Origin of the sequence: Rhodoferax sp. (assembly GCF_011391645.1) — a bacterium.
Lineage (GTDB): Bacteria > Pseudomonadota > Gammaproteobacteria > Burkholderiales > Burkholderiaceae_C > Rhodoferax.
This window is the reverse complement of sequence record NZ_JAABQC010000033.1, coordinates 1-23,265: the sequence shown is the minus strand read 5'-3', so window position 1 is coordinate 23,265 and position 23,265 is coordinate 1. Positions and strand designations below refer to the sequence as shown.

The 23,265-nt window shown below is 59.9% G+C and carries 21 protein-coding genes, 1 tRNA gene, 1 pseudogene and 1 riboswitch; of the genes and pseudogenes, 6 read left to right on the top strand and 17 right to left on the bottom strand.

Annotation, left to right across the window (positions count from 1 at the left end; genetic code table 11):
- The 8 genes and pseudogenes from GPS82_RS06300 to GPS82_RS06265 all read right to left on the bottom strand — a co-directional run.
- Nucleotides 1-294, bottom strand: a pseudogene (locus GPS82_RS06300) (N-acyl homoserine lactonase family protein); the annotation flags it as partial.
- On the bottom strand, nucleotides 291-965 hold the full coding sequence (locus tag GPS82_RS06295; protein ID WP_296492285.1) for an isochorismatase family cysteine hydrolase: 675 nt from the start codon (nucleotides 963-965) through the stop codon (nucleotides 291-293). The gene GPS82_RS06295 and the pseudogene GPS82_RS06300, both read right to left, overlap by 4 nt.
- A 5-nt stretch (nucleotides 966-970) precedes the next feature.
- Nucleotides 971-1,744, bottom strand: coding sequence for a creatininase (locus GPS82_RS06290; protein ID WP_296492282.1), 774 nt, complete (start codon nucleotides 1,742-1,744; stop codon nucleotides 971-973).
- Nucleotides 1,741-2,661, bottom strand: a complete 921-nt coding sequence (locus GPS82_RS06285) for a DMT family transporter (RefSeq protein ID WP_296492280.1) — start codon at nucleotides 2,659-2,661, stop codon at nucleotides 1,741-1,743. The genes GPS82_RS06290 and GPS82_RS06285 overlap by 4 nt, the downstream gene beginning before the upstream one ends.
- A gap of 16 nt (nucleotides 2,662-2,677) precedes the next feature.
- Nucleotides 2,678-3,442, bottom strand: coding sequence for a 3-oxoacyl-ACP reductase FabG (gene fabG / locus GPS82_RS06280; protein WP_296492277.1), 765 nt, complete (start codon nucleotides 3,440-3,442; stop codon nucleotides 2,678-2,680).
- On the bottom strand, nucleotides 3,442-4,230 hold the full coding sequence (locus GPS82_RS06275) for an SDR family oxidoreductase (RefSeq protein WP_296492274.1): 789 nt from the start codon (nucleotides 4,228-4,230) through the stop codon (nucleotides 3,442-3,444). Before GPS82_RS06275 ends, fabG begins: the two co-directional genes overlap by 1 nt.
- Nucleotide 4,231: 1 nt before the next feature.
- A complete protein-coding gene (locus GPS82_RS06270) occupies nucleotides 4,232-5,245 on the bottom strand; it encodes a fatty acid desaturase (protein ID WP_296492272.1) in 1,014 nt (337 codons plus the stop codon).
- 78 nt (nucleotides 5,246-5,323) lie between these two features.
- Entirely contained in the window at nucleotides 5,324-6,361 is a 1,038-nt protein-coding gene (locus GPS82_RS06265; RefSeq protein WP_296492269.1) for an ABC transporter substrate-binding protein, read from the bottom strand.
- Between the two features lie 53 nt (nucleotides 6,362-6,414).
- Nucleotides 6,415-6,525: riboswitch (guanidine-I (ykkC/yxkD leader) on the bottom strand.
- A gap of 349 nt (nucleotides 6,526-6,874) precedes the next feature.
- Between GPS82_RS06265 and mutS the strand changes: the two genes are divergently transcribed.
- Nucleotides 6,875-9,481, top strand: coding sequence for a DNA mismatch repair protein MutS (mutS, locus tag GPS82_RS06260; protein WP_296492266.1), 2,607 nt, complete (start codon nucleotides 6,875-6,877; stop codon nucleotides 9,479-9,481).
- Nucleotides 9,482-9,531: 50 nt separating this feature from the next.
- Here mutS and GPS82_RS06255 read toward each other — a convergent pair.
- A tRNA-Pro gene (locus tag GPS82_RS06255) sits at nucleotides 9,532-9,608 on the bottom strand.
- A gap of 74 nt (nucleotides 9,609-9,682) precedes the next feature.
- On the opposite strand from GPS82_RS06255, the gene aat reads away from it, so the two are divergent.
- From aat to GPS82_RS06240, 3 genes are read left to right on the top strand one after another with little or no spacing between them, the layout of a single operon-like run.
- Complete coding sequence (gene aat / locus GPS82_RS06250; protein WP_296492263.1) at nucleotides 9,683-10,447, top strand: leucyl/phenylalanyl-tRNA--protein transferase; 765 nt, start codon at nucleotides 9,683-9,685, stop codon at nucleotides 10,445-10,447.
- A complete protein-coding gene (locus GPS82_RS06245; protein WP_296492261.1) occupies nucleotides 10,444-11,226 on the top strand; it encodes an arginyltransferase in 783 nt (260 codons plus the stop codon). Before aat ends, GPS82_RS06245 begins: the two co-directional genes overlap by 4 nt.
- Before the next feature lie 26 nt (nucleotides 11,227-11,252).
- A complete protein-coding gene (locus GPS82_RS06240) occupies nucleotides 11,253-12,041 on the top strand; it encodes an IclR family transcriptional regulator (RefSeq protein ID WP_296492259.1) in 789 nt (262 codons plus the stop codon).
- On the opposite strand, the gene pbpG is transcribed toward GPS82_RS06240, so the two are convergent.
- From pbpG to GPS82_RS06210, 6 genes are all read right to left on the bottom strand, one after another.
- Nucleotides 12,042-13,118 (bottom strand): D-alanyl-D-alanine endopeptidase, encoded by a 1,077-nt coding sequence (gene pbpG, locus GPS82_RS06235; RefSeq protein ID WP_296492256.1) that lies wholly within the window; start codon nucleotides 13,116-13,118, stop codon nucleotides 12,042-12,044.
- A 101-nt stretch (nucleotides 13,119-13,219) separates the two neighbouring features.
- Nucleotides 13,220-14,758, bottom strand: a complete 1,539-nt coding sequence (locus tag GPS82_RS06230; protein ID WP_296492254.1) for a 2-isopropylmalate synthase — start codon at nucleotides 14,756-14,758, stop codon at nucleotides 13,220-13,222.
- A 181-nt stretch (nucleotides 14,759-14,939) separates the two neighbouring features.
- The gene (gene pssA / locus GPS82_RS06225) at nucleotides 14,940-15,746 is read right to left on the bottom strand and encodes a CDP-diacylglycerol--serine O-phosphatidyltransferase (protein WP_296492253.1); all 807 of its coding nucleotides are present in this window, start codon (nucleotides 15,744-15,746) and stop codon (nucleotides 14,940-14,942) included.
- A gap of 82 nt (nucleotides 15,747-15,828) precedes the next feature.
- Nucleotides 15,829-16,845, bottom strand: a complete 1,017-nt coding sequence (gene ilvC / locus GPS82_RS06220; protein ID WP_296492249.1) for a ketol-acid reductoisomerase — start codon at nucleotides 16,843-16,845, stop codon at nucleotides 15,829-15,831.
- A gap of 167 nt (nucleotides 16,846-17,012) precedes the next feature.
- On the bottom strand, nucleotides 17,013-17,504 hold the full coding sequence (ilvN, locus tag GPS82_RS06215; RefSeq protein WP_296492246.1) for an acetolactate synthase small subunit: 492 nt from the start codon (nucleotides 17,502-17,504) through the stop codon (nucleotides 17,013-17,015).
- Between the two features lie 2 nt (nucleotides 17,505-17,506).
- Nucleotides 17,507-19,318, bottom strand: coding sequence for an acetolactate synthase 3 catalytic subunit (locus GPS82_RS06210; protein WP_296492243.1), 1,812 nt, complete (start codon nucleotides 19,316-19,318; stop codon nucleotides 17,507-17,509).
- Between the two features lie 289 nt (nucleotides 19,319-19,607).
- On the opposite strand from GPS82_RS06210, the gene GPS82_RS06205 reads away from it, so the two are divergent.
- Nucleotides 19,608-20,102, top strand: coding sequence for an RDD family protein (locus tag GPS82_RS06205; protein WP_296492240.1), 495 nt, complete (start codon nucleotides 19,608-19,610; stop codon nucleotides 20,100-20,102).
- Nucleotides 20,103-20,126: 24 nt separating this feature from the next.
- Here the strand turns inward: GPS82_RS06205 and GPS82_RS06200 are convergent, their stop codons facing one another.
- Together GPS82_RS06200 and GPS82_RS06195 are read right to left on the bottom strand one after the other, a co-directional pair.
- Nucleotides 20,127-20,465, bottom strand: a complete 339-nt coding sequence (locus GPS82_RS06200) for a P-II family nitrogen regulator (RefSeq protein WP_296492237.1) — start codon at nucleotides 20,463-20,465, stop codon at nucleotides 20,127-20,129.
- A 52-nt stretch (nucleotides 20,466-20,517) separates the two neighbouring features.
- Nucleotides 20,518-22,194, bottom strand: coding sequence for an NAD+ synthase (locus GPS82_RS06195; RefSeq protein WP_296492234.1), 1,677 nt, complete (start codon nucleotides 22,192-22,194; stop codon nucleotides 20,518-20,520).
- 15 nt (nucleotides 22,195-22,209) lie between these two features.
- On the opposite strand from GPS82_RS06195, the gene GPS82_RS06190 reads away from it, so the two are divergent.
- On the top strand, nucleotides 22,210-23,265 hold a 1,056-nt coding region (locus tag GPS82_RS06190; RefSeq protein WP_296492232.1), incomplete at its 3' end, for a GNAT family N-acetyltransferase.

The window sequence follows — 23,265 nt, the reverse complement described above, 5'->3', positions numbered from 1 at the left end:
CGGTGTCAGCCCCAAACGCGCCAGGTGATGGGGTATACGCTGCTGCTCGAGCATCTCGGGCGCCCCGAACGCGAACAGCTCCGGGTTGTAATAACGGGCGCGGGCGATGGGGTCATGGATCTTGGCGTGGTCACAACCCACGTCATACAGGATGCGGCCATTCGCGGTTTCGATCAAGTAGGCCAGGATGGGCGCCTCGATCTGCTGCCCATGCCCCCGATTCAGGGTCGAAATGGATTTGTCGTAGCGATGGGTGGCGGTGAGCAGCGGCCACATTTTTTTGACTTGTGTCATGCGATGGCTTTCCGGTCAGTTGTCACCAGCAGGGCCAGTAGCACTTGATCCGTGCTGGCGACCTGGCCGAAGATGCCGCCCTCGACACCAATCATCGCCAGCGCCGGCGCCTGCAAAGCGGAATCACTGGCGGCGGTCGCATCACTCACAGTGGTGCAACGATAACCACGGTCCACCGCTTCGCGCAAGGTGGAGTGCACACACACCTCGGTGGTCACGCCGCACAGGATCAATTGACGGATGTTGCGGCTGATGAGCAGACCTTCCAGGTCAGTCTGGTGGAACGCACCATAACCCGGCTTGTCAATCACCACTTCACCAGCCTGCGGCTTTAAAGCATCAATAAAGTCGTGCCCATATTCACCGCGCACCAGCAGGCGTCCCATGGGGCCCGCACTGCCGATGGGCGCGCCGGCCTGAATGCTGCGCCGCATTTTCTCCGGCGGGCAGTCCGACAGATCTGGCTGATGCCCCTCGCGCGTGTGCACCACCAGCAGGCCGGCCACGCGCGCCGCCGTCAGCAGGCGCTGGACCTGGGCAATGGGCCGGGCCAGCCGCTCAACATCCAGACCCGCGCGCGCCGCATAACCGTTCGGACTGCAAAAGTCGCGCTGCATGTCGATAACAATCAGCGCCGACCTGCCAGGGTAAATATCACACGCGCGGTGCATCGTATTCACTTCGCCGGGGAAAACCCGTTTTCAATGGCCTGGGCGATGCGCACGGCCACTTCCTGCGCCAGCAGGCGGCCTTTTTCAGCGCTGGAACCTTTGGCAGAGGACAACACCCCGGACGGCGGCACCCAGTCGGTGCGTGTGGGGTACATGTCGTAGGGCGGAAAGTCCGCCGGGCCGTCGTCGGGAATCAGGTCGAGCCGCACCAGTGAAGGGTGGTAGTGCAGCATCATCGACGTTTCCAGCACCGCGGCATGCTCCAAGGCAAAGCCGGGAAAGCCCTGCGGGAACACATCGGCCAGAGTGTCTGGGGTCATGAAATCCCAGTATTCGAGCCGCATCACTTCGAGTTGGGTGCCGGGGCCCGCATCACGCAGGCCCAGGTCAATGCCCTCGATCAAAAACCACTGGTTCTCATAGTGGCCGTTGACCACCACCAGCTTGGTCACGCCATGGCGGGCAAATTCACGCACGGCATCGCGCACCGAGCCAATCAGGGTGGCGGCATCGACGCTGGTGGTGCCGCAAAAATGCTGGCCGCCGCCACACTTGGGCTGGGACTTGTAGCCATAGGACAGCGTTGGCGCCACCAGGCCACCCACGCGCGCGGCGGCATCCGCCGCGACCGAGGCCGACAGCAGGCCATCGGTGCCCAGCGGCAAATGGGGCCCGTGCTGCTCCAGCGCACCCACCGGCAACAAGATGGGCGGCTGGTCTTTTTGGATGCGGCTCTGGTAGTCGAGCCACGACAGTTGGTTCATCCAGACAGTGCTCATGGAGTTTCCTTTTTCAAAATTGGGATGACGGGTGTTGGCGCGCCGGTGTCGGTGGCCTCGATCAGTGCGGCGCAGGCAATCAGCGCGCCGCCGACCCATTCCAGCGCCGACAAGGCTTCGCCGCCCCACCAAGTGGCGGTGAGCACGGCCACCAGCAGTTCGGCCAGCATGACCACGCCAGCGCGCCCGCTTTCCATGTGCGTCACACCAAATTGCCAGGTGGCAGTTGCCAGCAGCAGCCAGCCAAAACCATACGCCAGCACCGCCAGGGACACGGGCAGCGACACGTCGGGCACAGGCGTGCCCAAACCCACCACCCAGACCCCGGAGAGGACGCCACAACCCAGGAAAACAGCCGCTGTTTTGGAGCGGATCGGAATCGCCTGGCCGGCCCGTGCAATCACGTTGTTGCCGGCAAACGCCAGCCCGGCGGTGAGCGCCAGCACGTCGGCCACGCTCAAGGCCGTGCTGAAGGCCTTTGCCCCGCCCAGCACCAGCCAGAGTCCGGCCAGCGCCACTGCCACCGCCAACTTGCGGCGGACGCTGACACGCTCCTTCAAAAACAGCCAGCCCCCCAGCACCGACCAAACTGGCGATAGGTAAAACAAAAACATGACACGCACCACGTCGCCCAGCATCAGCGCGTTGACAAACGAGGTATTGGCCCAGCCACCCACCAGCGCCAGGGCGATCAGCAGGCCGGCCTGCGACCGCCAGGCCATGCGTTCGCGCCACAGATACGCGGCCAGCACCAGCCCCACCGGGCCATACACCAACATGGACAGCATTGGCCCGCTTAAGCCCACTTCGACAAACTGCTTCAAAGGCCACCAGGACAGGCCCCACAACGAGGACGAGAACAGCAGCACCAGCAATGGCAGCGCTGGGGAATGGTGGGAGACTGACGTGTGGGTCATGAAAAATGGTGGCAACTCAGGGCATCACCGAGCCGCCATTGGGCCCGAGCACCTGGCCACAATAAAAACGCGATAAGTCCGAGGCCAGAAACAACGTTGTGGCGGCAATCTCTTCAGGCTCTGCGAGACGCTGCTGGGGAATGTCGAGCTCTTTTTGAATCGACTCGGCACTCATGGATTCCAGCGACACCATGGCGGTAGCCACCGGCCCCGGCGCAATGGCGTTGACACGGATGGCCGGGGCAAATTCCCGCGCCAAGGATCGGGTCAAGCCGATCACACCCGCCTTGGCCGCGCAGTACGGTGCCAACTGGGCACGTCCCAAAAGTCCCAGATCGGAGGCGATGTTGATGATCACGCCCTGCTGGCGCGCCACCATGCCCGGCAAAAACGCGCGACAGGTCAAAAATACCGACTTCAGGTCCACGCCCAGCATGCGGTCCCAGTCGGCCTCAGTGGTGTCCAGAAACGGTTTTTCCTGAATGATGCCGGCGTTGTTGACCAGAATATCCAGCGTGCCACAGCGCTGCTGAAGTTGCTCCGCCAGCCGGGTCACGTCGGCCGCAACACACACATCGGCTTCCAGCGCCCAGGCCTGGCCACCCAACTGATGAATTTCTTGCACCAGCACATCCGCCTGCTCTTTGCGGCCCAGGTGGTTGACAACAACCGCCGCGCCAGCCCGCGCAAAAGCCAGCGCGATGGCGCGGCCAATGCCGGTGGCGGCACCGGTGACGAGTGCTGTGCGCCCAGCCAGTGACAGGGTCAGGTTAGCCGCCATCAGCTCATCACCTCGCCATTGCTGACCACGATGGCCTGCCCGGTCAGGGCGGTTGCGTCGGCACTTGCCAAAAAGAGAAAAATGCCTGCCAGGTCATCTGGGCTGAGCATGCCGGGCAGCGCCTGTTGTGCCAGCAAGTCGCGCTCGACCTCAGCCTCGCTGCAGCCCTGCTGCTGAGCCATGCTGGCAAGCGAGCGCATGGCGGCCTCGGTGCGGATCCAGCCCGGGCACACCGCATTGACACGAATACCGCGCCCGCCCAACTCAAACGCCAGCGAACGGGTCAACCCGATGACCGCGTGTTTGCTCGCCACATAAGCCGAAAAGTCGGCAACGCCGGTCTTGCCCCAAATCGACGACTGGTTGATGACACTGGCGCCAGCGGGCATCAACGGCAGCAATGCGCGTGTGAGGCGCACCATGCTCAGCACATTGTTGTCAAGCAGACTCGCCCAGCGCGCCATGGCGTCCGGCGCCGGGCTGTCGATCGGGGTAGGGTATTCCACGCCCGCGTTGTTGACCAGCACGTCCACCCTGCCCCATCGGCTTTGCAGGCGCGCAGCCAGCGCAGCCACCTGCGCGTCGTCCCCCAGATCGCACACGGCGGTGGTCACCTCGGCATGTGCTGCCAGCGACTCAGCCAGCGCTTGCAGCGCCAGCGCAGCCCGGTCGAGCAGCAGCAGGCGCACGCCCTGCTTGGCATAGGCGTGGGCCAAAGCCTGGCCAATGCCGCCGGCAGCGCCTGTGAGCACCACCGTTTTGCCCTGCAAGGCGTAGCTGGGCTTCAACTCACACCGCCGTCAAGAACGACACCCCAACGGCGCCCAGAAATCCATCGGCACGGCCCGGTGTGCCGGGCGCCTGCACCTGGCCGTAGTCGCTGGCCAGCACACGCTTGACGCGGTTGATGTGAAAGCTGCGCAGCAACTCGCGCACCGGCGTCACCTGCGCGTAGTCATCGGCATACAGCTCGCGGTGGAACGCCGGCAAGCGGTGCCAGGGCGCCGTGGGGCGCTCATGGTGCGCGTTGTGGTAGCCAAAGTTCAGCCACAGCAGGTTGAGCCAGGGATGGTTCAGGCCCACCACATTGCTGAAGGTGTTGGCCTGCTCGTAGGCGCGGTCACGCAGCTTGTCAGCCGGAATGGGCTTGTCGTCCAGGATCGGATAGGCGTCGTAGGTGTGCTGAAAACAATCGGCAAAACGCAGCACCGTGACAAACACCAGGTACGCCAAAAAATAAAGCAGCAGCGCTTTCATCGACCACCAGCCCAGCACGGCAAAGGCACTCAGGCGAATCGCCGCCACGCCCAGAATGCGGCCCCTGGCGGCGCGTTTGCGCTCATCCCGGAACGGCAGCGCCAGCACAAAGGCCCGCATTAAAAATTCAACCGCCGGAAAGTAGGCCCACTCCAGCGCCAGCACGGCGTTGCGAAACCAGGCCGGCGCGCGCAACAAAAACCCGCGGACGTCGAAGGTGATGACATCGGCGCGCTCCACATGGTGGCGCATGTGCTTGCGCCGCATGTCGGCAAAACTGGCGTAGCAACTGCCGTTGACCCAGCTCATCAAAATTCCCCAGCGCTCGTTGGCGCCCGCGGTCTTGAAGATGGCGTTGTGGGCGAATTCATGAATGAAATAGGCCGACCAAATTAAAGTTTGGGCCACCAGCGCCAGGCCCAGCGCATTAAGCGCCCAGGCGTCAGAGCCCAGCAAGGCCACGCCAAGCCCATAGCCCGACAAGGTGAACGCCAGTGCCGCCACATTGGGCCAGACACCATCGGGGTAACGAAAAATTTGCGCCATCAAACACCTCTCAAAGAATCAAGGGCTGCAGAACAAATGGGGACGACCCATCGGTTCTGCAGCAGGTCAAACCAAAACTTATTTCTTGGTCAATGCGGTGACAAATTGCGCGTCAAAGGTGGCTTCTGTCGCCGGGATCGTCTTGATCTGGCCCTTGGCCTTGAGCAGTTCGCCAATGATCTCGCCGCTGGCGTAGTAAGACGTGGTTTCCTTGGCCTTCATGAAGGCCTTGGGCATTTCAGCCAGGGGAATGTTGTACACACCCGAGAGCTGCTCTTTCACCTCCTTGGCTGACACCCCCATGAACTTGCCAATGATCTTGGCCGATTCATCGGGTTTGGCCTTCATGTAGGCCAAACCGTCCAGGTAGGCCTTGATGATGCCGGTGATCTCGGTGGGCTTGGCCTTGATGACCTTTTCATCAAACACCATCACGTCGGCAATCAGGCCCGGCGCATTTTTGGACGAGAACACCACCTTGAACTTGTTGCCGCCGCCCTGACCCAGAATTTGCGACAGGCTGGGCTCGTAGGTCACGCCAATGGGCAGTTGGCCGGAGGCCATGGCGGCGGGCACCGCTTCAGGCGTCATGCTGATAGGAACAATGTCCTTGTCGGTCATGCCATTGGTCTTGAGCGCATAGGACAACAAAAAGTCTGACGGTGACAGCGGGTTGAAACCGACTTTTTTGCCCTTGAAGTCCTTCACCGTCTTGATGCTTCCGTCGACCACGATGGCGTCGCCGCCATTGGAATAGTCAATTGGCATCACCACCTTTTGCGAGTTACCGGTGGCCACCTGCCCCACCACCTGGTCATAGGTCAAGTGGCCGCCATCGACGGCACCCGAGGCAATGGCAGAAGGAATCAGGGCGGGGTCGTTGAATACCTGCAGAGACACCTTGAGGTTGTATTTTTTATACAGGTCCAACGCGTCAGCAACATAGAAGGGGCCGTAGCCGATCCAGACCACGGTGCCCAATTTCATGGTGGTGGGGCCGGCCGCGAAACTTGAGACAGCAGCCAGGGATACCGCCAAACCCAAGGCGGGTTTGAACAAGCGGCTCAGCAAAGAAGATGTGCCGGTGGCAGATTGAGAAAGACTTGATGAACGCATGACAAAGCTCCTGGAGTGAATAAAAGGCGCAGGAAGAGACGATCTGTACATCGTTCTCCCGGGCTTTTATCCCTCCGTGGAGCCTCTTGCGAGGCCGGGGCACTCTCGGACCAGACATTGCGCGAATACTTCATTCAGCAACCGGAACCCTAGTGACCCTACGCCAGAGCATTTGCACTTCAAAGCACAAATCGCTGTTCTTGCCATGTTCTATTAGCAAAACGCGTGCCATCATTTTTTGCTCCAGTCGCTGAAATTTGCCGATTCAGGCGTGAATCCGCGCTGGGTTGCACCTGTTTCAGACTGAATTGGTGCGCCGCTGCTAATATTTGGTGCGTGCCTGCACGTCTGAGACGCCAGACCTGAAAGTCGGCCATCGCCCGCTCAGGCGCTTGCTCCAGCATCGCCGTGGGTGCTGCTGCCAGCTGGTGCAACCTGGCCTTGCTCCCACGGAGAACAAACCCTGGTCTGAGTCATTGATGTTGTGCATTTGAAGTTGCTAGACTACAACCGATGACCGACACAGAAAAGCACACCCCCATGATGGCCCAGTACCTGGGCCTGAAGGCGGACTATCCGGAAACCCTGCTGTTTTACCGCATGGGCGACTTCTACGAGTTGTTTTTTGCCGATGCCGAAAAGGCGGCGCGGCTGCTTAACATCACGCTGACGCAGCGCGGCCAGTCGGCGGGTGCGCCGGTGGTGATGGCGGGCGTGCCGTTTCACGCGGTGGACACCTACCTGGCGCGGCTCATCAAGCTGGGGGAGTCGGTGGCCATTTGTGAGCAGGTCGGTGATGTTGCCACATCAAAGGGTCCGGTTGAGCGCAAGGTGGTGCGGGTGGTCACCCCCGGTACGCTGACCGACCTGGAACTGTTGGGCGACAAGACCGAGTCGATGCTGCTGGCGGTGCACCAGGGCGCGCGCAACAGTTGCGGCCTGGCCTGGCTGAGCGTGACGCAAGGCGAGGTGCATCTGGCCGAGTGCACGCCCGACGAACTGGCCGACTGGGTGAGCCGAATTGCGCCGGGTGAGCTGATCTTCAGCGCCGGTGCCACACCCGCCTTTGAGGCCCGGCTGCGCGCCCTGCCTGTGTCAGGCACGCTGTCGATTTCGGTGCGGCCGGACTGGCAATTTGATGCCGGCCTGGGTCAGCGCAAGTTGCTGGAACACTTGCATGCCGCCAGCCTGGCGCCCTGGCAAGCGCAGGACCTGGCGCAGGCGCAAGCCGCCGCCAGTGCGCTGCTGGCCTACGCCGAGCACACCCAGGGCCGGGCACTCACCCACATCCACCGCGTGCGCGTGCAACGGGCGGGCGAGCTGATCGACCTGCCGCCAAGCACCCGGCGCAACCTGGAACTGCTGCAGACGCTGCGCGGTGACGAGGCCCCCACCCTGTTTTCATTGCTCGACACCTGCATGACCGGCATGGGCAGCCGTCTGCTTAAAAGCTGGCTGGTGGCGCCCAAACGAGATCGCAACGAAGCCCAGCAGCGCTTGAACGCGCTGGCAGTTCTACGCGATGGCCCGTGGACCAAGCTGCGTGAGCAACTCAAGGGCAGCACCGATGTGGAGCGCATCACGGCCCGCATCGCGCTGCGCCAGGTGCGCCCACGTGAACTGGTCGGCCTGCAGTTGACACTGCAAAAAGCCGCTTTGCTTGCGCCGGTGCTGCAAGGGCTTGAGGCCTATCTGACTGACATTGCCAGCCAGTTGCAGCCTCCTCCCGGCTGCGCAGAATTGTTGCGGCAGGCCATCGCGCCCGAGCCCGCGGCGCTGGTGCGCGACGGCGGTGTCATCGCCCTTGGCTTTGACGCGGATCTGGATGAGCTGCGCGCTATCCAGACCAACTGCGACAGCTTTTTGCTGAACCTGGAAACCCGTGAAAAAGCGCGCACCGGCATTGCCAACCTGCGTGTGCAGTTCAACCGGGTGCATGGTTTCTTCATCGAGGTGTCGCAAGGCCAGCTCGACAAGGTGCCCGACGACTACCGGCGCCGCCAGACCCTGAAAAATGCCGAGCGCTTCATCACCCCCGAACTCAAGGCCTTCGAGGACAAGGCGCTCAGCGCACAGGAGCGCGCACTGGCGCGAGAAAAATGGTTGTATGAGCAGGTACTGGACCAGTTGCAACCGTTTGTGCCGGCACTCACCGAACTGGCGCGCGCACTGGCCACGCTCGACGCCCTGTGCGGCCTCACCGAGCGCAGCCTGACGCTTGACTGGTGCCCGCCAGAATTTGCCAAAGAGCCCTGCCTCGACATCGAGGCCGGACGCCACCCGGTGGTGCAGGCGCGGCTGGCCGAGACCAGCGCCGGCGCCTTCATCGCCAACGACACCCACCTGGGCCCCAGGCAGCGCATGCAGATCATCACCGGCCCCAACATGGGCGGCAAATCGACCTACATGCGGCAGATCGCTGTGATCACGCTGCTGGCCAGCATGGGCAGTTATGTGCCGGCCAGGCGCTGCCGACTGGGTCCGATTGATGCCATTCACACCCGCATTGGCGCGGCCGACGACCTGGCCAACGCGCAGTCGACCTTCATGCTCGAGATGACCGAGGCCGCGCAAATTCTGCATGCCGCCACGCCCAATTCACTGGTGTTGATGGATGAAATTGGCCGCGGCACCAGCACCTTTGACGGACTGGCCCTGGCCTCGGCCATCGCCACCCAGTTGCATGACAAAACCCAGGCCTACACCCTGTTTGCCACGCACTACTTTGAGTTGACCGAGTTTCCGGCCAGCCACCATGGCGCCGTCAACGTGCATGTGAGCGCCGCCGAGTCGGGCCGCAACATTGTGTTTTTGCACGAAATCCAGCCGGGTCCGGCCAGCAAAAGTTATGGCGTTCAGGTGGCGCGCCTGGCCGGCATGCCCGCTGCGGTGCTGAACCACGCGCGCCAGACGCTGGAAGCGCTGGAGGCACAGGCCTCGCACCAACAAGCCCAGATCGACCTGTTTGCCCCGCCCGTGGCGGCTGAAGTCATGACCAGCAGCGCGGTGGACATCGCGCTTGAAGCCATCAACCCCGACGATTTGAGCCCGCGCGAAGCACTGGAAGCCCTTTACCAACTGAAGAAAATGAGCCATGCCGGTCATAAAGCGTTTGACTGACCACCAAAAACAAAGGCCCGGCCGTAAAAACGGCCAGGCCTTGAAAATAATGGTCGGGGCGAAAGGATTCGAACCTTCGACCCTCTGGTCCCAAACCAGATGCGCTACCAGGCTGCGCTACGCCCCGACCAGCGCATTGTAATCGCTGGCGTTCCTGTTTTTGGACGACACCCCCATGCAAACAACTTGCACCACCACGTTATGACACAAGCTCGGGTCCATTTGCCCTGGCTTGCCAGCGGTGACACCTTCCCGCCCGTCAATTCGGCCTGGGAAATCGACTCGGTGGCCCCCGGACTGCTGTGCGCCGGGGGGGATTTGTCGGTGAGCACCCTGCGAGCGGCCTACCAGGATGGAATTTTTCCGTGGTTCAGTGCCGGCCAGCCCATTTTGTGGTGGAGTCCGGCGCCACGCATGGTGCTCGAAGTGGGTAATTTCAAGCTGTCCTCCTCTTTGAAAAAAACCCTGAAGAAGTTTGTCAATGACCCAGATTGCGAGATCCGCATTGACAGCGCCTTTGCCCGGGTGATTCAAACCTGCGCCTCCTGCCCGCGGCCGGGGGCACATGGCACCTGGATCGTGCCCGACATGGTCAAGGCCTATGTCGAGCTGCACCATGCGGGTTTGGCCCACAGCATTGAAACCTGGGCCAAGGGTGAGCTGGTCGGCGGACTGTATTGCGTCGCCATTGGGCAGGCTGTGTTTGGTGAGTCGATGTTTTACCGGCAGCCCGATGCTTCCAAAATTGCGTTGGCAGCCTTGGTGAGTCTGTGCCGCCACCACCATATCAGCCAGATTGACTGTCAGCAAAACACCGCGCATCTCGCGTCTTTGGGGGCGCACGAAATACCAAGGCCGGAATTTATCGAGCGGATTCAGGCCTTGCGCCAGCGGCCTGCGATTGACTGGGTTTTCAAGTCCCTATACTGGCAGTACCTCTTTGCACCCAATACGGATTCAGCGTGAATCAGTCCCAGGATACAGCGCTCAAGGCGCTTCAGTTCTATGCCACTGCAAACTACCCTTGCAGTTATCTGGACGGGCGGGTTGCCCGCTCGCAGGTGGCCACGCCCGCACATCTAATTGATACAACAGGGTATTCTGTGCTGATACGAAATGGCTTTCGGCGCAGCGGTCTGTTTTATTACCGTCCGCATTGTGATCACTGCCAGGCGTGTCTGTCGCTGCGCTTGCCGGTGGCGGACTTTCGACCTGACCGCAGTCAAAAGCGAGCCTGGTTGCAGCATCGTCATTTAACAGCCACCATCTGCACTCCATCCTTTTCGCCAGAACACTTTGCCCTGTACCAGCGTTACCAGCAGGCAAGGCACCCGGGTGGTGGCATGGACGCCGACGACATCACCCAATACCAGGATTTTCTGATTGACAGTCACGTCAATTCCTTGCTGATTGAATTTCGTGAGCCATCGCCAGACGGCGAGCCAGGTGCGCTCAAAATGGTGAGCATCATTGACCAGCTTGACGATGGCATGTCAGCGGTTTACACCTTTTATGAGCCTGAGCCGGGCCAGTCTTTTGGCAATTACAACGTGCTGTGGCAGATCAAGCGCGCCCAAGCCCAGGGTTTCAAGTACCTCTACCTGGGCTATTGGGTGGCCCACAGTCAAAAAATGTCCTATAAAACACGCTTCAAGCCGTTTGAGCTTTTTGTTCAGCACCAGTGGCGTGCCGTGTCCGGCAAAGCAGATCTCACCAAACTCATGAATGAAGATTTCACAAGATAAAATGAAAGATCACTTCAGGTTGTTGCATGCGAAAAATTGATTCTTCCCTCACATCCGCGCCGACCATTCAGGTTATTGAACGTTTGATGACGTTGATAGACGTGCTGGCCTCGCAGGAAGAAGCTATTTCGCTCAAGGAAATCAGCGCCAAAACGGGTCTGCACCCCTCCACGGCGCATCGCATTTTGAACGACCTGGTGCTGGGCCGATTTGTTGACCACCCGCAGGCTGGCAGTTACCGCCTGGGTATGCGCCTGCTGGAACTCGGCAATCTGGTCAAAAACCGGTTGAATGTGCGCGACGCCGCGCTTGAGCCAATGCGCGAATTACACCGGTTGACGCAACAACCGGTCAACCTGAGCATCCGCCAGGGCGACGAAATCATTTATGTGGAAAGAGCCTACAGCGAGCGCTCCGGCATGCAGGTGATCCGGGCGATTGGCGGCCGTGCGCCGCTACATCTGACCTCAGTGGGCAAGTTGTTTCTTGCAGCCGACGACCCGCAAAAACTTCGGGCCTATGCGCTGCGCACCGGCCTGAGCGGTCATACCCGGAACAGCCTGACACAGTTGCCGGCACTTGAGCGAGAACTCACCAAAGTGCGCCGGGACCGCACTGCCAGCGACAACGAAGAACTGGAGCTTGGTGTGCGCTGCATGGCAGCCGGCATTCTGGACGATCAGGGTAAATTGGTGGCGGGTTTGTCAATTTCTGCGCCAGCTGGCAGATTGGAAGAATCCTGGTTGCCCAAGCTGAAAGCCACAGCCCAGGAAATCTCGGAAAACCTGGGCTATAAGGTCAGTAGCGCAGCTTGATCAGCCCCCTGCCAAATGAGCACCAGGCTTTAAAACTGCGGCATTGCCCGCCGCTTCGACCCAATGGCGGACACGTTCGGCATCTCCCAAGCGGCTCAGCTTGCCAGCCGAGTCAAGAAAAACCATGATCAACTGCCGACCAGCCACCTTGGTCTGCATCACAAGACAACGCCCGGCCTCAGAGATGTAGCCAGTTTTTTGCAAGCCAATATCCCAGCTTGGGTTTTTCACCAGACGATTGGTATTGTTGTACTGCAACACGCGATTGCCAACCAACACCTGATAACCCGTGGACGTGGTCAACTCACGCAACAGTGGCTGCTGGTGCGAGACGTTGACCAACTTGGCGAGATCACGCGCGCTTGACTGGTTACGGCTGGACAGGCCGGTGGGCTCCACAAAGCGGGTGTCTTTCATGCCCAGAATTTGCGCCTTGCTGTTCATCAGCCTGGTAAATGCCGCCAGCCCGCCCGGATAGGTGCGACCCAGCGCATGGGCGGCGCGGTTTTCGCTGGACATCAGCGCCAGGTGCAGCAATTCACCCCGGCTCAGCTCGGCGCCCACCCGCAAGCGGGAGCTACTGCCTTTTTCCGTGTCGACATCCTCCTGCGTGATGGTGATTTTTTCATCCAGGGGCAAGTTGGCGTCACTGATGATCAAACCGGTCATCAACTTGGTCAATGATGCAATTGGCAAAACGGCGCGGTCGTTCTTGCTGACCAGCACTTCCTGGGTATCTTGGTCTATGACAAACGCCACACTCGATTTGAGATCCAGATCGTCGGCCGCTTGGTGCAAGCCAGCCAATTGGCCATAAGAAGGCTTGGCCGCAACGGCCACCCTGGTGGGAGCCGACTTGCGCTTGGCAGTGGCGAATTTTTGCGACACGCGGCGCTTTGCCACGACTGCGGTCTTCTTATGCTTGCTGACCTGTGCTTTTTGGACTTTCTGTGTTTTTTGTGTTTTCGCAGTGGCGGCATACACAGCGGGCGCCCACCCAAACCAGCTCACCAGACTCAAAAGACAAATCAAACCCCGTACTTTTTTACCTAAAAAACGGTTTAGATCGGTGGTCATTCACTTGTCTCCTTGAGGCCAATTTGCAAGGGTACAGTTTAAACACAAAAGATTAGCTACAGCAAGTACTTACAAAACTTTGTTAAACCATTTTGCGTCCATCAGACTTGGGCTGATACCCGTTCGGCCTGACTCTGGAGCTTATTCAGGGCGCTCAGGTAGGCTTTGGCCGAGGCCACCACAATGTCGGGGTCGGCACCCACGCCATTGACGATGCGGCCACTGCTCTGCAGGCGCACGGTCACTTCACCCTGGCTTTCGGTCGAACCACTGATGGCGTTGACCGAATACAAAACCATCTCGGCGCCGCTCTTGACGTTGGATTCAATTGCCTTGAGCGAGGCATCCACAGGCCCATTGCCGTTAGCCGTACCCGTCACTTCCTTGCCACCGATGGTCATGACCACCGTAGCCTGCGGGATTTCACCGGTTTCGCTGTGCTGTGACAAAGAAACAAAACCAAACTGCTCATGGCTCTGAGCCACGTTTTCCTCGCTCACCAAAGCCAAGATGTCTTCATCAAAAATCTCGCTCTTGCGATCAGCGAGTTCCTTGAATTTGGCAAAGGCCAGATTCACGTCAGCTTCGCTGTCCATTTGCACGCCAAGTTCCAGCAAGCGCTGTTTGAAGGCGTTGCGCCCGCTCAATTTGCCAAGCACGATCTTGTTGGCGGTCCAGCCCACGTCTTCTGCGCGCATGATCTCGTAGGTATCGCGCGCCTTCATCATGCCATCCTGGTGGATGCCCGAGGCGTGGGCAAAGGCGTTGGCACCCACAATGGCCTTGTTGGGCTGCACCACAAAACCCGTGGTCTGGCTCACCATGCGGCTGGCCGCCAGAATCTGGGTGCTATCCACACCGACCTCCAGATCAAAATAGTCGCGCCGGGTGCGCAAGGCCATCACCACTTCTTCCAGGCTGCAGTTGCCTGCCCGCTCGCCCAGGCCGTTGATGGTGCATTCGATCTGGCGGGCGCCACCGATCATGACACCCGCCAGAGAATTGGCCACCGCCATCCCGAGGTCGTTGTGGCAGTGCACTGACCAAATGGCCTTGTCAGCATTCGGCACACGTTCACGCAGGCGTTTGATGAAGTTGCCATAGAGTTCAGGAATGGCATAACCAACCGTGTCAGGCACGTTGATGGTGGTGGCGCCTTCGTTGATGACGGCTTCTATGACCCGGCACAAAAAGTCCTCTTCGCTGCGGTAGGCATCCTCGGCGCTGAATTCAACGTCGGCCACCCGGTTGCGGGCAAAACGCACCGCCTGTTTGGCCTGTTCCAGCACCTGCTCGGGCGTCATCCGGAGTTTTTTCTCCATGTGCACCGGCGATGTGGCAATAAAGGTGTGGATGCGCGCCCGGTTGGCGCCCTGCACGGCGTCAGCCGCCAGCGTGATGTCACGGTCATTGGCGCGCGACAGGGAGCATACGGTGGAGTCCTTGATGGCATGTGCAATGGCCTTGATGGCCTCAAAGTCACCATTGGAGCTGGCCGCAAAACCGGCTTCGATGACATCGACCTTCAGACGTTCGAGTTGGCGCGCAATGCGCAGTTTTTCATCACGCGTCATGGAGGCGCCAGGAGATTGCTCGCCATCGCGCAAGGTGGTGTCAAAAATGATTAATTTGTCTGACATGTCATTTCTCCTGGAATATTTACAAAGGTCACAGAAAAGGTCCGGGCAACAAAAAAGCCCGTCGCTGTTGCTGACGGGCTTTTGGGGTTGATGCAATCACGCGCTAACCACTCCGCCCGCAGGACGTCAGGTTTAGCAGTAGTGAAAATTTATGCATGGCTTCAATATAACACAGCTCACTTTATTCGTGCAGGCCGCGTTCGTCGGGTTCATCGGTCGACGTGCTGATAACGCTGGTGGGAATTCCCTTGGCTTTGCGCCAGAAGTAGATCACATAGCCACTCAAACCATAGAGCACAAACAAGCCAAACATGACAATCGGCGGGTCAATGTTGATGATGGCAATGCCGATGGCAATCAGCACAATCACCACAAAAGGCACACTGCGTTTCATCTGAACATCCTTGAAACTGTAAAACGGCACATTGGTCACCATGGTCAGCCCGGCATAGAGGCACACGGCAAACATCGGCCAGGCCCACTGTGGTCCGGCGCTGCCCAGATCGGTCATGACCCAGATGAAACCAGCTACCAGCGCTGCGGCGGCAGGCGACGGCAAACCCTGAAAATAGCGCTTGTCGACCACCGTTGTGTTGACGTTGAAGCGTGCCAGCCGCAAGGCAGCACAAGCGCAATACACAAAAGCCGCGATCCAACCCCAGCGGCCCAGGCCTTTGAGCGCCCAGACATACGCGATCAGGGCGGGTGCGGCACCAAACGACACCATGTCAGAGAGCGAATCCATCTGCTCGCCAAAAGCGCTTTGGGTGTTGGTCATGCGGGCCACGCGCCCGTCCAGACTGTCGAGCACCATGGCACAAAAGACGCCAACCGCGGCCAGGTCAAACCGGCCATTGATCGCCATCACGATGGCGTAAAAACCGCCGAACAGCGCTGCCAGCGTAAACAGATTGGGAAGGATGTAGATGCCTTTGCGACGCTTCTTCAGTAGCACAGCGTCAGCGTGATCCGTGTTGGGAGTGTTCACTTCTTCCATTCATTGTGTCCAGTTGGGCGCCCATAATAACAAAGGCCACCGAAGTAGCCTTTGTGTTGGAAGCGCCCCGCTGTTAGTTGCGGGTCTGGTCGACCAGCTTGTTCTTGGCGATCCAGGGCATCATTGCGCGCAACTTGGCGCCCACCACTTCGATCTGGTGATCAGCGGTGTTGCGGCGGCGCGCCGTCATGCTCGGGTAATTGGTGCGGCCTTCCAGAATGAACATCTTGGCATAGTCACCGTTCTGGATGCGTTTGAGTGCGTTGCGCATGGCTTCGCGGCTCTGGGCGTTGATAACTTCGGGGCCGGTCACGTACTCGCCGTATTCGGCGTTGTTGGAGATCGAGTAGTTCATGTTGGCGATGCCGCCTTCATAGATCAGGTCGACGATCAGCTTGAGCTCGTGCAGGCACTCAAAATAGGCCATCTCCGGCGCATAGCCGGCTTCGACCAGGGTCTCGTAACCCATCTTGATCAGCTCGACCGCACCACCACACAACACAGCTTGTTCACCAAACAGGTCGGTCTCGGTTTCTTCCTTGAAGTTGGTCTCGATGATGCCGGCCTTGCCGCCACCATTGGCCATGGCGTAAGACAGCGCCAGGTCGCGCGCCTTGCCGCTCTTGTCCTGATGCACCGCCACCAGATGCGGCACACCGCCACCCTGGGTGTACGTGTTGCGCACCGTGTGGCCAGGAGCCTTGGGCGCCACCATCCAGACGTCCAGATCAGCGCGCGGCACAACCTGGTTGTAGTGCACATTGAAACCGTGTGCGAACACCAGCGAGGCGCCCTGCTTGATGTTGGGGGCCACGTTGTTGGTGTAGACGTCGGCGATTTGCTCGTCGGGCAACAAGATCATGACCACGTCGGCCAGCTTGACGGCGTCATTGACTTCCATCACGTTGAGGCCGGCCTTGCCAACCTTGTCCCAGGATGCGCCACCCTTGCGCAGACCCACCACCACCTTGACGCCGCTGTCGTTCAGGTTCTGGGCGTGGGCATGGCCCTGGCTGCCGTAGCCAATGATGGCCACCGTCTTGCCCTTGATCAGGCTCAAATCACAATCTTTGTCGTAAAAAACTTTCATCGCTCACTCCGTTGTAAAAAATTAATAACCTTGCGGGACAAATCTTTAGCTCTGTCCCCAACCGACTAATGACCTTGCGGGACAGACCAAGATTTACGCAGTAAATTTGCTCTGTCCTCAACTGACTAAAACTTGCGGGACAGATCTTCAGCTCTGCCCCCAACCAACTAAACCCGCAAAATCCGCTCGCCCCGGCCAATACCGCTGGAGCCGGTACGCACCGTTTCCAAAATGGCGCCGCGCTCGATGGCGTCCAGGAACGCGTCGTTCTTGGTCTGGTCGCCCGTCAATTCGATGGTGTAGCTTTTCTCGGTCACGTCGATGATGCGACCCCTGAAAATGTCGGCCATGCGTTTCATTTCCTCGCGCTCCTTGCCCACGGCGCGCACCTTGACCATCATCAGCTCGCGCTCGGTGTAGGCACCTTCGGTCAGGTCGACCACCTTGACCACTTCAATCAGGCGGTTCAGGTGTTTGGTGATCTGTTCGATCACCTCTTCGGATCCTGCGGTCTGGATTGTCATGCGCGACAAGCTGGGGTCTTCGGTGGGCGCCACCGTGAGCGACTCAATGTTGTAGCCGCGGGCAGAGAACAAACCCACCACACGGGAAAGGGCGCCGGCTTCGTTTTCCAGCAAAACTGCAATGATGTGTTTCATGATCAAAGGTCCTCCGCGCTCAGCAGCATTTCGGTGATGCCCTTGCCGGCCTGCACCATCGGGAACACGTTTTCAGTGGGGTCGGTGCGGAAGTCCATGAACACCGTGCGATCTTTCAGTTTGCGCGCCTCACGCAGCGCAGGCTCCACGTCGGACGCCCGCTCGATCAGCATGCCGACGTGGCCATAGGCCTCGGCCAGCTTGACAAAGTTGGGCAGCGCGTCCATGTAGCTGTGGCTGTAGCGACCCTCATAGTCGATCTCCTGCCACTGCCGCACCATGCCGAGGTAACGGTTGTTGAGCGCCACGATCTTGATGGGCGTGTTGTACTGCAGGCAGGTGGAGAGTTCCTGGATGCACATCTGCACCGAGCCCTCGCCGGTCACGCAATAGACCTCGCTGTCGGGCTTGGCCAGCTTGATGCCCATGGCGTAGGGAATACCCACTCCCATGGTGCCCAGGCCACCGGAGTTGATCCAGCGTCGGGGCTCGTCGAAGCGGTAGTACTGCGCGGCCCACATCTGGTGCTGGCCCACGTCCGAGGTGATGTACGTGTCGGCGTCCTTGGTCATGTTCCAGAGCGTCTCCACCACGTATTGCGGCTTGATGATGTCGTTTTGACCCGGGTTGTACTTCAGGCAGTCGCGCTTGCGCCAGCCCTCGATGGTGTCCCACCAGGCACCCAGCGCGTTGGCGTCGGGCTTGGTGGCGCTTTCCTTGATCATGGCAATCATCTCGGACAACACGTCCTTGACGTCGCCCACGATCGGGATGTCCACCCTGACGCGCTTGGAGATGCTCGACGGATCAATGTCGATGTGGATGATCTTGCGCTCGTTCTGGGCAAAGTGCTTGGGATTGCCAATGACGCGGTCATCGAAGCGGGCGCCGACTGCCAGCAACACATCGCAGTTCTGCATGGCGTTGTTGGCTTCCACGGTGCCGTGCATACCCAGCATGCCCAGAAACTTGCGGTCGCTGGCAGGGTAGGCGCCCAAACCCATCAGGGTGTTGGTGCAGGGGTAGCCCAGCATGTCAACCAACTGGCGCAACTCGGCCGAGGCGTTGCTCAGCAGCACGCCGCCGCCGGTGTAAATGTAGGGACGCTTGGCGGCCAGCAACAACTGCAGGGCCTTGCGGATCTGGCCGCCATGACCCTTGCGCACCGGGTTGTAGGAGCGCATTTCAATCGTCTGCGGGTAGCCGTGGTAGGGCACCTTTTTGAAAGAAACGTCTTTCGGAATGTCCACCACCACCGGGCCGGGGCGGCCGCTGCGGGCAATGTGGAAGGCCTTCTTCATGGTCTCGGCGAGGTCGCGCGCGTCCTTGACCAGAAAGTTGTGCTTGACGATGGGGCGGGTGATGCCCACGGTGTCGCATTCCTGAAACGCATCCATGCCGATGGCGTGGGTGGGCACCTGGCCGCACACGATCACCATCGGGATACTGTCCATGTAAGCGGTCGCAATGCCGGTGACGGCGTTGGTGACGCCCGGGCCAGAGGTGACCAGCGCCACGCCCACATCGCCGGTGGCGCGGGCGTAGCCGTCGGCCGCGTGAACGGCCGCCTGCTCGTGCCGCACCAGCACATGCTGAATGGTGTCCTGCTTGAAAAATGCATCGTAGATGTGCAGCACGGCACCGCCAGGGTAACCCCAGACGTACTTGACGTTTTCAGCCTGAAGGGCCTTGATGAGAATTTCTGCGCCCCTGAGCTCATGCTCGGCGCTTGCAGCAGCCGGCTTGGTCTTGGCAGAAGAATGCGAATGTGAAGAGTTTGACACCGAAGCAACTTCGGCTTTTGTGATTTCCATGATGAACCTTTGTGAATTTCTCTAACGAAATACCTTGGGTGCTTCTTTGCAAACACTTTTGGTGTTGCATCGAAACTTAAGGCCAAAACCATGGGCGCATTGATTTTTGCGCCGGACCTTGGCCCGTTTGCTTTGATTTGCAGCGCGCATTATCGCACTTGTCCGTGCGGGCTTTGGGAGTTGGGCCGGTCAATGCAATAATTCCACACTTTTCTGGCGTTGTGCAGGGCGCACCCACCCGGCAAGTTGTCCAGAAAGCCGCCATAAACCGACTCCCAAACTCCAAACCATGCCCCTGCCCTTTTCCACCCCCAGCCTGATCCGGCGCATGGCCTGCTGGCTTTACGAGGGCATGCTGCTGTTTGGCGTGGTTTTTATTGCCGGCTACCTGTTTGGCACCCTGAGCCAGACCAAAAATGCGATGGACAACCGTCACGCCCTGCAGGCGTTTCTGTTCGTCATCTTTGGTATTTATTTTGTCTGGCTCTGGTCAAAAGGCCAGACCCTGGCCATGAAAACCTGGCATATCCGGGTGCTGGACCGCGCCGGCCGGCCGCTGACACAAAGCCGGGCCCTGCTGCGCTACCTGTGGAGTTGGCTGTGGTTTTGGCCACCGCTGGTCGCGTCCTGGTGGTTTGAACTCAAAAATGGCGAAGCGTTTGTGATCATCATCGGCTGGATCGCCATCTGGGCCGTTCTGAGCCGCTTTCACCCACAGCGGCAGTTCTGGCATGACGCGCTGGCGGGCACGCAACTGGTGGACTTCAGCCAGCCTAAAGCCTGAGCCGGGTTCACCAGGACAGTTGGCTCAGATCGCGGTTTCGTCGAGTTCCCCGGTGCGAATGCGCACCACCCGCTCCACCGCCGTGACAAAAATCTTGCCATCGCCAATCTTGCCGGTGCGGGCGGCCTTGACAATGGCGTCGACGCAGCTGTCCACATCGTCGGTTTTCACAACCACTTCAATTTTGACTTTGGGCAAAAAATCAACCACATACTCGGCGCCGCGGTAGAGCTCGGTGTGGCCTTTCTGGCGGCCAAAGCCTTTGACCTCGGTCACGGTCAGACCCGTCACGCCGCACTCGGCCAGGGCCTCGCGCACTTCTTCCAGTTTGAAGGGTTTGACGATGGCGGTGATTTGTTTCATGAAAATCCTTGGTTAAAAATGGAGGGGCAGGCCGGCGAAGGGCATCAGGGCCTCATGCGCGAAAGCGGTTGGTAATAGGATAACGCCAATCCTTGCCAAAGCTGCGGTGCGTCAGCCGAATCCCCACGGGCGACTGGCGCCGCTTGTATTCGTTGATCTTGATCAGGCGCGTCACCCGCTCGACATCAGCGCTGGCGTATCCGGCGGCAATGATCTGTTCAATGCTTTCGTCGTTTTCCATGTAGCGCTCCAGAATCGCATCAAGCACCTCGTAGGGCGGCAAGCTGTCCTGGTCGGTCTGATCGGGCCGCAATTCGGCGCTCGGTGGGCGGGTGATGATGCGCTCAGGAATTGGCGCCTGACCGCTGCCGTACGGGTCATGCGCATTGCGCCAGCGGGCCAGGCGAAACACCGTGGTTTTGGCCAGATCCTTGATCACCGCGAAGCCGCCGGCCATGTCGCCGTACAGCGTGCAATACCCGGTGGCCATTTCTGACTTGTTGCCGGTGGTCAGAACAATGCTGCCAAACTTGTTGCTGAGCGCCATCAGCAAGGTGCCCCGAATGCGCGCTTGAATATTTTCTTCGGTGGTGTCCTCCGCCAAGCCCTTGAACTCGCCGGAGAGCGTGGCCTTGAACGCATCGAACTCGGGCACGATCGACAACTCGTTATAACGCACCCCAAGCCGCGCCGCCATATCGCGCGCATCGATCCAGCTGATGTCGGCGGTGTACGGTGACGGCATCATCACCGCACGCACCCGCTCTTTGCCCAGCGCATCCACTGCAATCGCCAGCACCAGGGCCGAGTCAATGCCACCCGACAAGCCCAGCAGCACACCGGGAAAGCCGTTCTTGCCGATGTAGTCGCGCACCCCCAGCACCAGGGCGCCCCACAAGTCGGCCTCGGGGGTGCGGTCTGGAGCCACCGCTGCCTGCAACTGCATCGCTGCCGTCGTCCGGCTGGCTTGAATGAGCAGGCTGTCCTCCACGAAACTGGGCGCGCGCCCCGCCAATGAGCCGTCGGCATTGAGCGCAAAGGAATGGCCTTCAAACACCACTTCATCCTGCCCGCCCACCAGATGGGCATAGACCAGCGGCCGCCCGCAGGCCAGCACGCGTTCTCGCATCATTTGCTCGCGCTCGTTTCCTTTGCCGACATGAAAGGGGGACGCGTTGATGACCGCCAGCAGTTCCGCGCCGGCCTGCACCGTCTCTTGGGCGGGGCGTTCAAACCAGGCATCTTCGCAAATCAGCAATCCCACCTTGACCCGGTCGCCCGGCTCGCCGGCCTCAAACACGCACACGTCCTGACCCGGCGTGAAATAGCGGCGTTCATCAAAGACCTGGTAGTTGGGCAGCTCGCGCTTGCAATAGGTGGCCACCACCCTCCCTTCGCACAGCACGCTGGCCGCGTTAAAGCGGCTTTGCACTGCCACCGAACGCGTCCGATGGTCGCCGCCTTTGGGGTGACCCACCACCACACTGAGGTCTTTCAAATCTGCCAGCGCAACCGCAACGGCTTTGACGGCATCATCACAGGCCTGGGTGAACGCTTTGCGCAAAAACAGGTCTTCGGCCGCATAACCGCATATGGACAGTTCAGGGGTCAGCACCAAGCGAGCACCCTGCAGGTAGGCTGCCCGAGCGGCCGCCACGATCTTTTGGGTATTCCCGGTCATGTCACCCACCACCAGATTGAGTTGGGCCACGCAAATTTTGAGAGTCATGAAAAGTACAGAAAAATGATCGACAAGAAAACAACAGACACTGAAAACGATTATGTCATTCGGGTGCTCGATTCGCCTGCTGAAGTGCCCGCCAGCGCCTGGAACACCCTGCTGCTGGGCCAGCCGCAGGCCACACCGTTCATGCGCCATGAGTACCTTGACGCCCTGCACGCGAGCGGTTGCGCCACTGCGGACACCGGCTGGACGCCGAAATTTTTTCTGCTGGAGCGTGAAGGCAAGCTTGCTGCGGCCTGCGTGCTGTACCTCAAGACCCATTCGCGCGGCGAATACGTGTTTGACTGGGCCTGGGCCAGCGCCTACGCGCAGCACGGTCTGGCCTACTATCCCAAAGCCGTGTGCGCGGTGCCGTTCACGCCCGTGCCGGGCACGCGCCTGCTGGCCCGGAGCCAGGCAGACCGTGAGCGGCTGGCCTGCGCATTGCTTGAATGGTGCCAGCACCAGCAACTCTCTGGCTTGCACAGCCTGTTTGCCAGCGACGGGGATCTGGCTGCCTTTGAAGCGTCAGGCCTGCTGCTGCGCCACACGGTGCAGTTTCATTGGCAAAACACCAGCCCGGGTTATGTCAACTTTGAAGCATTCCTGGGCCACTTGACGCCAGAAAAACGCAAGAAGATTCGCCAGGAAAGGCGCAAGGTGGCCCAGGCAGGGATCACCTTTCGCGCCGCTCAAGGCAACCAGATCAGCCCTGCGGACTGGGACTTCTTTTACCGGTGTTACGAGCGCACCTACCTGGAGCACGGCAACGCGCCCTACCTGAACCGCGATTTCTTCGCCCGCATGGCCAGCACCATGCCCGAGGACTGGCTGCTGTTTGTGGCCGAGCGCGATGGCCAGGCCATCGCCTGCAGCCTGATCGCGCTCAACACCAGTTGCATGGCTGGTGAGCGCGTGGCCTACGGCCGTTACTGGGGTGCGCTGGAGCGGGTGGACTGCCTGCACTTTGAGGCCTGCTACTACCAGCCGCTGCAGTGGTGCATAACCAACGGTTACCAGCACTTTGAAGGCGGGGCCCAGGGCGAACACAAACTGGCGCGCGCCCTGCTGCCGGTC

What these genes read in the sequence shown, in the direction of transcription:
- GPS82_RS06295 (WP_296492285.1), bottom strand. Translation starts at nt 965, where the DNA reads ATGCACCGCGCGTGTGATATTTACCCTGGCAGGTCGGCGCTGATTGTT.
- GPS82_RS06290 (WP_296492282.1), bottom strand. Translation starts at nt 1,744, where the DNA reads ATGAGCACTGTCTGGATGAACCAACTGTCGTGGCTCGACTACCAGAGC.
- GPS82_RS06285 (WP_296492280.1), bottom strand. Translation starts at nt 2,661, where the DNA reads ATGACCCACACGTCAGTCTCCCACCATTCCCCAGCGCTGCCATTGCTG.
- fabG (WP_296492277.1), bottom strand. Translation starts at nt 3,442, where the DNA reads ATGGCGGCTAACCTGACCCTGTCACTGGCTGGGCGCACAGCACTCGTC.
- GPS82_RS06270 (WP_296492272.1), bottom strand. Translation starts at nt 5,245, where the DNA reads ATGGCGCAAATTTTTCGTTACCCCGATGGTGTCTGGCCCAATGTGGCG.
- GPS82_RS06265 (WP_296492269.1), bottom strand. Translation starts at nt 6,361, where the DNA reads ATGCGTTCATCAAGTCTTTCTCAATCTGCCACCGGCACATCTTCTTTG.
- mutS (WP_296492266.1), top strand. Translation starts at nt 6,875, where the DNA reads ATGACCGACACAGAAAAGCACACCCCCATGATGGCCCAGTACCTGGGC.
- aat (WP_296492263.1), top strand. Translation starts at nt 9,683, where the DNA reads ATGACACAAGCTCGGGTCCATTTGCCCTGGCTTGCCAGCGGTGACACC.
- GPS82_RS06240 (WP_296492259.1), top strand. Translation starts at nt 11,253, where the DNA reads ATGCGAAAAATTGATTCTTCCCTCACATCCGCGCCGACCATTCAGGTT.
- pbpG (WP_296492256.1), bottom strand. Translation starts at nt 13,118, where the DNA reads ATGACCACCGATCTAAACCGTTTTTTAGGTAAAAAAGTACGGGGTTTG.
- GPS82_RS06230 (WP_296492254.1), bottom strand. Translation starts at nt 14,758, where the DNA reads ATGTCAGACAAATTAATCATTTTTGACACCACCTTGCGCGATGGCGAG.
- ilvC (WP_296492249.1), bottom strand. Translation starts at nt 16,845, where the DNA reads ATGAAAGTTTTTTACGACAAAGATTGTGATTTGAGCCTGATCAAGGGC.
- ilvN (WP_296492246.1), bottom strand. Translation starts at nt 17,504, where the DNA reads ATGAAACACATCATTGCAGTTTTGCTGGAAAACGAAGCCGGCGCCCTT.
- GPS82_RS06210 (WP_296492243.1), bottom strand. Translation starts at nt 19,318, where the DNA reads ATGGAAATCACAAAAGCCGAAGTTGCTTCGGTGTCAAACTCTTCACAT.
- GPS82_RS06205 (WP_296492240.1), top strand. Translation starts at nt 19,608, where the DNA reads ATGCCCCTGCCCTTTTCCACCCCCAGCCTGATCCGGCGCATGGCCTGC.
- GPS82_RS06200 (WP_296492237.1), bottom strand. Translation starts at nt 20,465, where the DNA reads ATGAAACAAATCACCGCCATCGTCAAACCCTTCAAACTGGAAGAAGTG.
- GPS82_RS06195 (WP_296492234.1), bottom strand. Translation starts at nt 22,194, where the DNA reads ATGACTCTCAAAATTTGCGTGGCCCAACTCAATCTGGTGGTGGGTGAC.